The organism is Tardiphaga sp. 709 (assembly GCF_032401055.1).
Lineage (GTDB): Bacteria > Pseudomonadota > Alphaproteobacteria > Rhizobiales > Xanthobacteraceae > Tardiphaga.
Genome location: NZ_CP135529.1, coordinates 5,346,331 through 5,357,949, shown reverse-complemented (window position 1 = coordinate 5,357,949; position 11,619 = coordinate 5,346,331). Strand labels below are relative to the sequence as shown.

The window sequence follows — 11,619 nt, the reverse complement described above, 5'->3', positions numbered from 1 at the left end:
GGCAGGGTTTGCTTGACACCCCCGCCCCCTATTCCCTAAATCGCGCCACTGACGTCAGTCCCCGCCGGGCCATTACCGCCCGGCCTTTTGGTCTGTACGACATCCCGGGCGCATAGCTCAGCGGGAGAGCGTTCCCTTCACACGGGAGAGGTCCAAGGTTCGATCCCTTGTGCGCCCACCATCCATCCCTTTGTTCCTTACGATTTCGGATAGCCATCCTGCCACGGGGTTGGCCTGGGGACCGGCATGGGACAGAGGGCGCCGGACGAAACCGCCATTCCGCTCATCAAGCGAACTCACAACGAGTATCACCGTATCGGCGTGAATATCTGGGAAGCTAAATACGGGAACCATTAATTCACCTGGCCAAGACCAGACGCCGGTTAGGCCTGCCGCCGTTCGAATAGTGCCCTCATTTTACAGCGCTTTTTGGTGGGCCCCCTATAGACAGGCGTCGAAGAAAATATACTTGCACCTACGCGGCTTTCTGTAATTCAGGCCTAGAGTAGATTTTGTCGAGTCGTAGATTGTGCTTGGCGATCGGTGATCTTGAAGCCGAGCTTTTTCTTCGGTTACAAGAAAGCTAAACGCTAAGGTAAGATCGCTGGATATCGTCGTTGTGCGCCAGATCCTGCATCGACCCTTCATACACGATCTGACCTTTCTCGAGCACGTAAGCCCGGTCCGATACCAGGCGGGCAAAATGAAAGTTCTGCTCAGACAGCAGGATGCTTGCTCCGCGTGCCTTGAGCGCGAGGATCATATGCGCCATCTGCTCGACGATCACCGGCGCGACACCTTCCGACGGTTCGTCGAGCAGGACCAGTAGCGGATTTCCCATCAACGTACGGGCCACCGTGAGCATCTGCTGTTCACCCCCGCTCATCTGGCCGCCGCGCCGGTCCTGCATGCGGCCGAGATTGGGGAAGAGCTCGTAAAGCGCGCCGGGCGTCCAGTTGAGTGCGGCACTTCCATCCGCCCACTGCCGCGGCGCCTGCCTGCCGGTTTCGAGATTCTCGGTCACCGTCAAATCAGGAAAGATACGCCGATCCTCGGGCACGAACCCAAGCCCCATGCGCGCCACTTGGAAAGGCGCCTTGCCGCCGATGTCCTGCCCCAGGAAATTGATCCGCCCCTCGCTCCGCGACAGCAGGCCCATGATGGCCTTGAGCGTAGTGGATTTGCCGGCGCCGTTGCGCCCCATCAGCGATATGACTTCGCCACGGCGCACGTTGAGCGCAACGTCGAACAGGATGTGAGCTGCACCATACCAGGCGTTCAGACGAGAGACGTCGAGCAGGATCGGATTCACGAATGCAGTCATGCGGGTATCCTTGCCGCGACGGCCAGTTCCGGCGGATGTTCGAAAGTCAGGCCGTTGCCGAAATAGACTTCCTTGACCTTGGGATGACTGCGGATTTCGTCTGCGTCCCCTTCCGCAATCAATTTGCCGCGGGCGAGCACGATGATGCGGTCGGCATGGGCGAAGACGACATCCATGCTGTGCTCGGTGAACAGCACGGCCATGCCGCGCTCGATCACCAGCCGCTTGGTCAAAGCCATCAATTCGTTGCGTTCGCGTGGCGCCATCCCGGCGGTCGGCTCGTCCATCAGCAGCAGCCTGGGATTGTTCGCCAGGGCCATGGCGAGCTCGACGCGCTTGATGTCGCCATAAGCCAGTTCGCTGCAAGCTCGGTCAGCCTGCGCGTCCATGCCGACCTGCGCAAGCAGCATCAGCGCCTCATCGCGATAACGGCTTGCGGCGGGACGCCACAGCGAAAAGATCTGCTGCTGATGGGACATCACCGCCATTTGCACGTTCTCGACGACCGTGAAGGATGCGAATGTGGCCGCGATCTGGAACGTGCGTCCGACGCCGAGGCGCCAGATCGCGCGCGGCTTCATCCCGACCAGCTCTTGCTCGGCCAAGCGGACGGATCCGCCCGAGGCACGCAGCTGGCCGTTGACCATATTGAAGGTGGTGGATTTGCCTGCACCGTTCGGGCCGATCAACGCCAGCAATTCACCAGGATGAAGATCGAAGGTGATTCCATCGACGGCACATACGCCGCCGAACGTCATATAGAGATCGCGGACCTCAAGCAGCGCGCCACTCATGTCAGCTTCTCCTGTCGGACAACGCCCACGGCAGGTCGATATTGCTGCCACAGACTTTCGATCTGGCGCGAGATACCAGCCAGTCCCTCCGGGAAGGCGAGCACCAGAAACAGAATAATGCCACCGAACAAGGCCCGCCAGTAATCCGTGGCGCGCATCACCCAGTCCTGCAGCACGCCGAACACCGCAGCGCCGATCACGGGGCCCGTGAGTGACTGAATGCCGCCCAAGAGAACCATGACGAGCCCGTCGACCGATTTGCTGACCGAAATCACATCCGGCGAGACACTGCCCTTGGAGAAGATGTAGAGCGTGCCGGCCAATCCGCCGAACACGCCGGCGATCGTGAAGGCCAGCCACTGCACGAGCTTCACATCGATACCGATGGCCTCGGCACGCAGCGACGAATCCCGCCCGGCCCTCATCGCATAACCGAACGGCGCAAACACAAACCGCCGCAGCGCGTAGGCCGAGAGCCCGACCAATACGAGCGTGAGGTAGTAGTAGCGCGTTCCGCTCAGCCAATCCGCCGGCCAGACGCCCACCATGCCATTGGAGCCACCGGTGACCGCATCCCACTGGAACACGACTGACCAGACGATCTGCGAGAAGGCGAGCGTCAGCATCGCGAGATAGACGCCCGACAGCCGCACGCAGAACCAGCCGAACAGCAGGGCGCCAAGACCGGCCACCAGGGGAGCGACCAGCATCGCGAGCGGCATGGGCATGAATGCCAGTTTGACCAGGATGGCAGCGCCGTAGGCGCCAAGGCCGTAATAGGCGGAATGCCCGAACGAATGCATGCCGCCCGGTCCCATCATGAAATGCAAACTGACCGCGAACAGCGCCGCGACCAGAATGTCCTGACCGAGCACCGCAGCATAAGGCAGCGATTGATCGAGCATAGGCAACATCGCCATCAGCAGGAAAACGCCGATGACCGTCATGCGAAACCAGTTGGAAGCCGCCTTCAATGGTGCTTCAACCGGCGCCGAGTTACGACTGGTCGCTTGCGGCCGTCCCAACAGCCCCCACGGCCGGATCACAAGGACCACCGCCATGATCAGGAATTCGACCACCAGCGTGAGCTTGGAGAACGAGATCTCGATCCCCGCGAGATGAACCGTACCGATGCCGATACAAATCGCCTTCACTTCGGCGATCAGGAGCGACGCCAGAAAGGCACCAGGAATCGAGCCCATGCCGCCTACCACGACGACGACAAACGCATCACCGATCGTCGAGATATCGACGGTGAGGCTCGCCGGCTGACGCGGAAGCTGGACCGCTCCGCCGAGTCCCGCCAGCATGCAACCGAGTGCAAACACGCCGGTGAACAGCCACGCCTGATTGACGCCGAGGGCGCCCAGCATCTCGCGGTCGTGGGTTGCCGCCCGCACCATGACGCCCCAGCGCGTCTTGGTCAGCAGCATCCAGAGCAGGCCGAAAATCGCGGGACCGATCACGATCAGGAACAGATTGTAGCTTGGATAGGCACGACCGAAGAGCTGGATAGCGCCCTCCAGTCCTGGTGCACGACGACCGAGCAAATCCTCCGGCCCCCAGATCCATAGTGCGGCATCATTAAAGACGAGCACCAGCGCGAATGTCGCCAGCAGCTGAAACAGCTCGGGCGCCTTGTAGATCCGACGCAGCAGCAGAATTTCCACCAGCGCGCCGAGCAGTCCGACAGCCAATGCTGCGAGCACCAGCGCGCCCCAAAAGCCGACAGCTCGCCAAGGCCCCACGCCGATCCGTTCGACCAATGAATAGCTCACATACATGCCAAGCATGAAGAACGAGCCGTGGGCAAAATTGACAATCCGGGTGACGCCGAAAATCAGCGACAGGCCGGTCGCTACCAGGAACAGGGACGACGCCCCCGCCAAGCCGTTCAACAATTGAGCCAAGAAGGCGGACAGATCCATGGCAGTCTCGCTCGGAACAGATGTGACGCTCAAACGCGACCGGGCGCCCTCGATAGGAGGACGCCCGGCATCAGGTTAGTCAGCTGGACGCAGCTTGCGCACTTCGTCGTCCGACGGCAGCAATTTGTCGCCCGGGGCGTAGTGATAGTCGACCATCACGCCCTTGCCGTCCTCGACGGCGAGCTTGCCGACATAGAGGCCCCAGGTCGCCTGGTGATCGATCTTGCGGAAGCTGGTCTTGCCGTCCGGCGTATCGAAATTGAGCCCTTCGAACGCTGCGACGAGCGAATCGCTGTCGGTCTTTCCGCCGGATGCCGCGACACCGGCCTCGATGGCCTTGATCGTGGAATAGCCGATGATCGAACCGAACCGCAGATTCTCCTTGCCGTACTTCTTCTGATACTCGGTCAGGAATTCCTGATGGGCTGGCGTCTTGATGCTGTACCAGGGATAACCGGTCACCATCCAGTTCTTGGGGATCTCATCGCGCAGCGGTTCGAGATATTCGGGCTGACCGGTGATGATGCTGAACACCGGCATCTGGTCACCGAGATATCCACGCGTGTTGCCCTCGCGGATGAACTGGGCGAGATCGGAACCGAACAATGCGTTGAACGTGGCCTCGGGCTTGGCGTCGGAGAGCGCCTGGATCACGCTTCCGGCATCGATCTTGTTGAACGGCGGCGCTTGTTCCGCGACGAACTCGACGTCCGGCTGCTTCTCCTTCATCAACCTCTTGAAGGCCGATGCAGCCGACGTCCCGAATTCATAGTTCGGATAGATCAGTGCCCAGCGCTTCTTCTTCAATTTCACCGCTTCGTCGACCAGCGAAGAAACCAGCATATAGGTCGAGGAGTCGAGGCGGAATGTGTACTTGTTGCCGACGGCCCAGACGATGTTATCGCTCAGCGCCTCGGTGATCAGCATGAAGCGTTTCTTCTGCTTCGCATAGTCGGTCAATGCCGTACCGATATGGGCGTAGAAGGCGCCGGCCAGGATGTCGACCTTTTCGCGGGTGACCAGATCTTCTGCCTGGCGGATCGCTTCGCCCGGATTGGCATTGTCATCGCGGGTAATGAGCTCGAGCTTGCGCCCGGCCACACCGCCCTTGGCGTTGATCTGATCAATGGCGAGCATCATGCCCTTCTTGTAGCCGTCGGTGAAGACCGGCTGGGACTTGTAACTGTTGATCTCGCCAATCTTGATGGTGTCTTCGGCCCTGGCCGGAACCGAGGCTCCAATGGCAATCGTCGCCAGGCCAGACAGTAGGACGTGTCTAAAACTCACTTGCTTGGTCATGACTTACCTTCTCCGGTGGGTGATGCGATCGTGAAACGCTTGTGGTTGCTTGGAACGACGTGGTGGCGGCTCCAGACGATCGACCGTGCCGAACAGGCAAATGCAGATCTGGAGCATACCGTGTGACTGGGCGCAGCTCAGGAAGCAGCGCTCAGGGCCGGGGATTTGCCGAAGCGATCACGGCAGGTGCGGGCGTCGTATTGGTAGACCCACTCAGCCTTGATCCCGACTGCGTTGGGGTTCTTCGCCTGCTCAAGCTTGAATGCGAGGTCACGCGCTTTCGATTCTTCGGGCGAAGACAAATGATATGTGCGGCCACGTTCGCGCGCTTCGAGCTGGACACGGGTAGTGCGCGGACGGCGCTCAGCCTCGTAGGCATCGAGCGCCGCGCCGAGATCGCCCGGGCCGAAATGGCTCAGTGCCTGCGCGAGAACATAGCCGTCTTCGACTGCCATGGCTGCTCCCTGCGACAGGAAAGGCAGCATCGGATGCGCGGCGTCGCCGAGCAGCGTGGCATTGCCGCGCGACCAGCGTTGCATCGGATCGCGATCGAACAGCCCCCACTTGTAGATCTGGTCGGGATTGGTGAGCTCGAACAGACGGATCAGGTTGTCGTTCCAGCCAGCGAATCCATCGAGCAGTTCCTGCCGGCTGCTCTTGATGGTCCAGGACTCCTCGACCCAATCGTGATTCTCATTGACGGCAACGATGTTCACCATCGCACCACCCTTGACGTAATAGGTCACCACGTGCCCCTTCGGTCCCATCCAGAAGGCAGACGTCGGCGTGACGAAAGGCAGTGGAAACTGTTCGACCGGAACAAGGGCACGCCAGCACATGTGCCCGGTGTAGCTGGCCGGTTCCTGACCCCAGAGCGCGGCGCGGACAGCCGAACGAACGCCATCGGCGCCGACCACCAGATCGGCCGCATATTCGCTGCCGTCGTCGAAGCAGGCGATCGTGCGCCCGGCCTGCTGACGCAGCCCAGTGCAGGACACACCGAACGTGATGCGCTCAGGAGCGATATCTTTCGCCAGCATGGTGTGCAGGTCGGCGCGATGAACGTGGTAGAATTCGGCCCCGAACACACGAGGACATACTTCACGGAGCGGCGTACGAAACAGCTCTTCGCCGCTCTGCCAATTCCATCCCACCATGGCCTCTGGCAGGAAGCCTGCCGCCGCCAGATCCGGTCCCAGCCCAAGCGCTTCAAGCACCTTCACGGCGTTGGGCGTCATCTGCACGCCGGCACCCACTTCGCTCAAGGCCGAGGCGCGTTCGAACATGTGATAATCGATGCCGAGCCGATCCAGACTGCGGGCAAGTGCCGCGCCGCCGATACCGCCGCCAATGATGGCTACTTGGAAATCATGTTTCATGTTGTCTCCGATCACAGAACGTCACGTGAATTAAAGGTCCAGCTCGAGTGTGGTCAGCCCGCGCGAGCAGCAGGCCATCATCGTGCTGGAAGACGCTCTCGCCGCGGGCGCAATCACTTGGTCGCGATGATCGACGCGCCCCGAGAGAACGCGGACTTCGCAAGCACCGCAGACGCCTTCCTCGCATGAGTAGGAAAGATCGATGCCGGCGGCGAGGCAGGCGCTGAGCACAGTCTCCTGTGCCCCGACATCGAGCGTGCGCCCCGAGCGCGCCAGACGAACGGTGAAGCTGCCCGTGGGGCCCGTATCCACCGGCGCCACGGCAAAACGCTCGCGATGCACGAGGTCGATCGAACGCCGCTCGGTCAGTTCGTCGAAGGCATCGATCATGCGCGTCGGCCCGCAACAATAGAGCGGCGCCTCCATCGGCGTATCCGCAAGAACATCCGCGAGACGTGGCGCTGGTCCACTGGTGTGATGAATCCGCACGCTACCGTCGGCGACGGCGGCAAGCTCGGCATGAAACAGGGTCGCTTCGGGGCTGCGCGTCCAATAGTGCAGCTGTACCGGCTGACCATCGGCGACAAGCTTGCGATACATCGAGACGATCGGCGTGATGCCGATGCCGCCAGCGAACAGGTAACGTGTCGTCTCGTTGGTAGCACCGAGCGGGAAATGATTGCGCGGGATCGAACTCTGATAGATCTCCCCTGCGACCGACTGCCGATGCCAGGCGCGCGAGCCCCCTCTTCCGTCGGCCGCCTCCTGCACCGCGATCTCGTAGCAGTCCGAAGCTGGCTGTGGCCAAAGCAGCGAATATTGCCGCACCAGTCCGGGCGCTACCTCGAGATCGAGGTGAGCGCCGGGCTCGAAAGCCGGCAGCGTCGCGCCGTCGGACGAAGCGAGCCGGTAGAGATTGATCCCCGGCGCTCCGTATCGCACTTCGACTAGCCGCAACCTCAAACCGAGGTCAGATGACGCCATAGGTGATGCCCTTGGCGCGCAGCCAGCTCCGATAGCGTTGCCCCATCAGATCCGTTCGGTGATGCAACTCGTAGCGCAGCTCCGTTGGAATACGCTCCGGTCGCTGCGACTCGACGATCTCGCGATCCTGATTGAAGACCACGTCCGCCCGATCACGCACGACTTTCGGATCGGGATGCGGATTCACGTTCATCGCTGCGCAAACGCGCGCGATAGTCGTCTTCTCATCGACCGGTTGGCAAACGAAGAAGGTGGCGAAGATATCGGACTTGTCGGAAACGATATTGCCGGACTTGTCCGCCTGCTGGGTTCGCTTCGAGAAGTAGGCCACCAGCGGACGGAACGTGTGGTAGGTGTAGAACGCCATCAGCGGAATGCCGCGTGCATCGCCCCACGGCTGAAACACCTTTATTTCCGACGAGCAGAGGCCGGTATCGACCTCATGCACGTCATAGGGCTCAAGCCGATCCGGATTGTCCATGACGCCGTTCAGGCCGGCATGGACGAACGGGAAGTGGCTGGCATCGATGAAGTTTTCGATCGAGCGAAAGCCATTGGCCGCATACATATAGGGGCCGCTATGGACCTTCAGAAAGCTCGGATCATCCCATTGCGGGAACACCGGTATGTCGGCCGTCGGCTCGCCGAGACACACCCACACGAAGCCATAGCGTTCGACTGCCTGATAGGGGAAAGCGCGCGCCTTTTTCATCGGCGTCTCGTCGGGAGCAGCAGGCATGAGGGTGCAGCGACCGCCGCCGTCATACTCCCAGCCGTGATAGGGGCAAACAACGCGATCGTTCTTGATCCAGCCTCTCGACAGCCGGGCGCCGCGATGAATGCAGAGGTCTTCCCAGACATGGATGTCGCCGTTTGCCGAGCGCCAGACGATCAAGTCGCGCTCGAGCAGGCGAACGGGATGGATTTTGTCGGAGGCGAAATCGGAGGAATAGCCGACGACATGCCAGTCGTTGAGCAAAACCGGATCCTGACAGCCATCCTGCGCGGTGATCGGCCGCTGGGCCGATAAAGTCGTGACGGACATTGATGCTCCTCAAGATTGGCCGCAGCTAGTTACATTAATTAGCCGGCCATATAATTGTTTGGTTGGCCGGCTATATAATTTCTGGTAGCAATCCTCATGCCATCCCATGAAACGGCGGGAAACGGCATCGGCATCGACGCCTCAGGGGTCCACAATGCTATCTTTTCTATCTTCGCCCCATCGGCTGCACCGTTTTTGTGCGCCTTCGTGCTCGAATTGCTGCCACGGCATCGGATTCATGAGGAGGCCAGCATGAACCGCGTGTCCGGCCGGCGAGGCGTCTTGTCCGCTGAGCCACCGATCAAACGTCCTGGGCGGCCCGAAGGCGGCAAGGGAGCGATGCGCGAGGGCATAATGGATGCCGCCGAGGTGGTGTTCGCCAATCAGGGATATGCGGGCACCACGCTACGGGAGATTTCCGTGCTCGCCGGAGTGACACAGGCGCTGATCACTTACTACTTCGGCTCGAAGTTCGACCTCTTCAGCGAAACATTTCTTCGACGTGCGACGCCGATCGCAGATGCGCGGATCGAAAGCTTGGCGAGATTGCAGACCGATGGAAAGGCAACGGACGTCGTCGCCATCGTCGAAGCCTTCCTTCGGCCGGTCCTGGACCTCCGTGCGACCGAGCAAGGGCCCGCCTTCTTGCGGCTCCACGCCAGGCTGCATACCGAACCACCCAACCTCTCTTACGAGCTGCGCAAGACGGCTTATGACGAGTCCACGCATCTCTATATCGATGCGCTGCACAAGGCGTTGCCGCATCTTTCACGGCTCGACGTGCATTGGCGGATGACGCTCATGATCGGCACTTATCTTTACGCTCTATCCGATACGAACCGCATGGAGGACATGGTGCCCGAGTCGTACGATCCGAAAGACGGCTCCAGATTGATGGCCGAGACTGTCGCCTTCATCACCGGCGGCATGTGCCGCGAGCCGACGAAGGCTGTTGGTGTCCATAAAAGGAAGGCTGCGAGAAGCCGAGTTCAGATTTAAACGAGAGGAAGAGTGATGGATCACGCCAGCTTCACTGAAATCTGCCTGCATCAGCTCAAGATGTCCGGGGTTCGCGAAGGCGAGCGCCTCGTCGTTCTGACTCAGGGTAGCGATCGCCTGTCATATGCCGACGCTTTCATGGCCGCGGGCCAGCGTCTCGGCGCCAGGATGTATCACATGCGCCTTCCCGCGCCGATGCCGACCGCGGGCTGGAACGTCGGCGTGACCGGCCTGGCCGCCCTGCCCGATGCAGTCGAAGCGCTGAAGAATTGCGACATGCTGATCGACTGCATTTTCCTGCTGTTCTCCCCCGAGCAGTTTGCGATCCAGGCCGCCGGCACTCGCATCCTCACCGCAGTCGAGCCGCCTGCGTTGCTTGCCCGAATGCTTCCCTATCCGGAATTGCGCGAGAAGGTCGAAATCGCCGCCGGCCTTCTCGACAAGGCAAAGGTCATGCGAATCACGTCGCCACACGGCACCGACGTGACCTACAAGCTCAACACCTACGATACGATTGCAGAATATGCCTGCAATGACACACCCGGTCGCTGGGACCATTGGCCATCAGGCTTCGTCTTCACCGGTGGAGACGACGATGGCGTCGACGGCCAGATCGTCGTGGCGACTGGCGATATCCTGCTGCCGCAGAACATCATGGTGCGCGAACCGATCACCTACACGATCGAGAAGGGGTGGGTCACCGACATCCGCGGCGGCCTCGAGGCGGAGATCGTCAAAGCCTATATGGCTTCGTTCAACGACAAGCGCGGTTTCGGCATGAGCCACGTCGGCTGGGGCATGAACCCGCAGGCCAGATGGCACAACTTCGTACCGGGCGAATTTACCGGCGGAATGGGAATGGAGCCGCGCAGCTTCTACGGGAACGTCATGTTCTCGACGGGCCCGAACAGCGAACTGGGCGGCCCCAACGATACCGCCTGCCACCTGGACATTCCGATGCGCAATTGCTCGTTGTTGCTCGACGACGAACCCGTCGTGATCAATGGTGACGTGGTCGTGAAGGAGATCCAAATGAGCCGTTAAGCGATCGCGGGCCCCTGTGCGACGCACGCCGTGACTGCTGCGCAAAGGCAGCGCTTGCACTGTACGGCGCGCACGCAATTCCGAAGAACGCTGGTGCCTTTCGCGGCCAGCAGTGGGTAAATACGCGAGGGAACGTACTTCTCTATTCTGTAATGAGCGCTGGGAGCACCGCTAGTAAGTAGTGGCATATCCTTTGCTTGCACTCGTTGGATGCTTCAACCTCCAACCGAATGGAACGCGACATGCGCTCGCCAAACTGGTCATCGTGGAAGCTTAATGTTTCACGGGTGCTTGAATGGTCCTACGGCCATCTTATCGCGGCCGAATATGACGCGAGCCATCCTCAATCCGAAGGCGGCGCGCGAAACACGTATCAAGCGATTTGGTCGCCTGAGAATGGGTCCTCTGCTTCCCCTTCCCATCGCGAAAACGACTAGAGCCGCGGGCCACCAAGTCGAATTGACGGCGGCTCCCCCCCGGACGCGTTCGCGTGACCATTCTCGCCTCAGACGTGCGAACCTGATCACCCAAGTGGTAGACTGCTCCTGTCACATGATCCCGTAGCGATGGGCCTCTCCCGATGCAATCGCGACCGCATCAACTTCGTGCGAAGCACTCTCGGCCCGCCGGCTAGCACGCCCGTGATGTTGAACGAAGCACCGGTAGTCGCCACTAGTAACATCACAGCCGTCGTTAATTTGTCGACGGGCTTGCATGAGCTCAGTTCTAATAAAAACGCAGCCGGTTTCGACACCGACTGCGCTTGCGCAACGTGGATGGCGAGATAGCGGGTGGTTGCCCGGTGGCCTCCCAAGGACGCGCA

The 11,619-nt window shown here is 60.6% G+C and carries 9 protein-coding genes and 1 tRNA gene; 3 read left to right on the top strand and 7 right to left on the bottom strand.

Translation table 11 applies throughout. The features are described from left to right. The first annotated feature begins 106 nt into the window (after positions 1-106). A tRNA-Val gene (locus tag RSO67_RS25850) sits at positions 107-181 on the top strand. Between the two features lie 402 nt (positions 182-583). Here the strand turns inward: RSO67_RS25850 and RSO67_RS25845 are convergent. From RSO67_RS25845 to RSO67_RS25815, 7 genes are all read right to left on the bottom strand, one after another. Continuing rightward, a complete protein-coding gene (locus tag RSO67_RS25845; RefSeq protein ID WP_315844361.1) occupies positions 584-1,303 on the bottom strand; it encodes an ABC transporter ATP-binding protein in 720 nt (239 codons plus the stop codon). A gap of 17 nt (positions 1,304-1,320) precedes the next feature. Then, on the bottom strand, positions 1,321-2,118 hold the full coding sequence (locus tag RSO67_RS25840; RefSeq protein ID WP_315841171.1) for an ABC transporter ATP-binding protein: 798 nt from the start codon (positions 2,116-2,118) through the stop codon (positions 1,321-1,323). Next, entirely contained in the window at positions 2,115-4,046 is a 1,932-nt protein-coding gene (locus RSO67_RS25835; RefSeq protein WP_315841170.1) for an ABC transporter permease, read from the bottom strand. The genes RSO67_RS25840 and RSO67_RS25835 overlap by 4 nt, the downstream gene beginning before the upstream one ends. 75 nt (positions 4,047-4,121) lie before the next feature. Beyond that, a complete protein-coding gene (locus tag RSO67_RS25830; protein WP_315841169.1) occupies positions 4,122-5,345 on the bottom strand; it encodes an ABC transporter substrate-binding protein in 1,224 nt (407 codons plus the stop codon). A gap of 137 nt (positions 5,346-5,482) precedes the next feature. Further along, positions 5,483-6,724: an FAD-dependent monooxygenase gene (locus RSO67_RS25825; protein WP_315841168.1), complete on the bottom strand. Its 1,242-nt coding sequence runs from the start codon at positions 6,722-6,724 to the stop codon at positions 5,483-5,485. 30 nt (positions 6,725-6,754) lie between these two features. Next, entirely contained in the window at positions 6,755-7,708 is a 954-nt protein-coding gene (locus tag RSO67_RS25820) for a PDR/VanB family oxidoreductase (protein ID WP_315841167.1), read from the bottom strand. Further along, positions 7,695-8,753: an aromatic ring-hydroxylating dioxygenase subunit alpha gene (locus RSO67_RS25815; RefSeq protein WP_315841166.1), complete on the bottom strand. Its 1,059-nt coding sequence runs from the start codon at positions 8,751-8,753 to the stop codon at positions 7,695-7,697. Before RSO67_RS25815 ends, RSO67_RS25820 begins: the two co-directional genes overlap by 14 nt. Positions 8,754-8,849: 96 nt before the next feature. Between RSO67_RS25815 and RSO67_RS25810 the strand changes: the two genes are divergently transcribed. Then, positions 8,850-9,752: a TetR/AcrR family transcriptional regulator gene (locus tag RSO67_RS25810; protein WP_315841165.1), complete on the top strand. Its 903-nt coding sequence runs from the start codon at positions 8,850-8,852 to the stop codon at positions 9,750-9,752. A 15-nt stretch (positions 9,753-9,767) separates the two neighbouring features. Continuing rightward, positions 9,768-10,796: a leucyl aminopeptidase gene (locus tag RSO67_RS25805; protein WP_315841164.1), complete on the top strand. Its 1,029-nt coding sequence runs from the start codon at positions 9,768-9,770 to the stop codon at positions 10,794-10,796. Positions 10,797-11,619: the final 823 nt, after the last annotated feature.

Excerpts from the sequence above, each read along its gene's own strand:
- RSO67_RS25840 (WP_315841171.1), bottom strand. The coding sequence starts at position 2,118 with ATGAGTGGCGCGCTGCTTGAGGTCCGCGATCTCTATATGACGTTCGGC.
- RSO67_RS25835 (WP_315841170.1), bottom strand. The coding sequence starts at position 4,046 with ATGGATCTGTCCGCCTTCTTGGCTCAATTGTTGAACGGCTTGGCGGGG.
- RSO67_RS25830 (WP_315841169.1), bottom strand. The coding sequence starts at position 5,345 with ATGACCAAGCAAGTGAGTTTTAGACACGTCCTACTGTCTGGCCTGGCG.
- RSO67_RS25825 (WP_315841168.1), bottom strand. The coding sequence starts at position 6,724 with ATGAAACATGATTTCCAAGTAGCCATCATTGGCGGCGGTATCGGCGGC.
- RSO67_RS25820 (WP_315841167.1), bottom strand. The coding sequence starts at position 7,708 with ATGGCGTCATCTGACCTCGGTTTGAGGTTGCGGCTAGTCGAAGTGCGA.
- RSO67_RS25815 (WP_315841166.1), bottom strand. The coding sequence starts at position 8,753 with ATGTCCGTCACGACTTTATCGGCCCAGCGGCCGATCACCGCGCAGGAT.
- RSO67_RS25810 (WP_315841165.1), top strand. The coding sequence starts at position 8,850 with ATGCCATCCCATGAAACGGCGGGAAACGGCATCGGCATCGACGCCTCA.
- RSO67_RS25805 (WP_315841164.1), top strand. The coding sequence starts at position 9,768 with ATGGATCACGCCAGCTTCACTGAAATCTGCCTGCATCAGCTCAAGATG.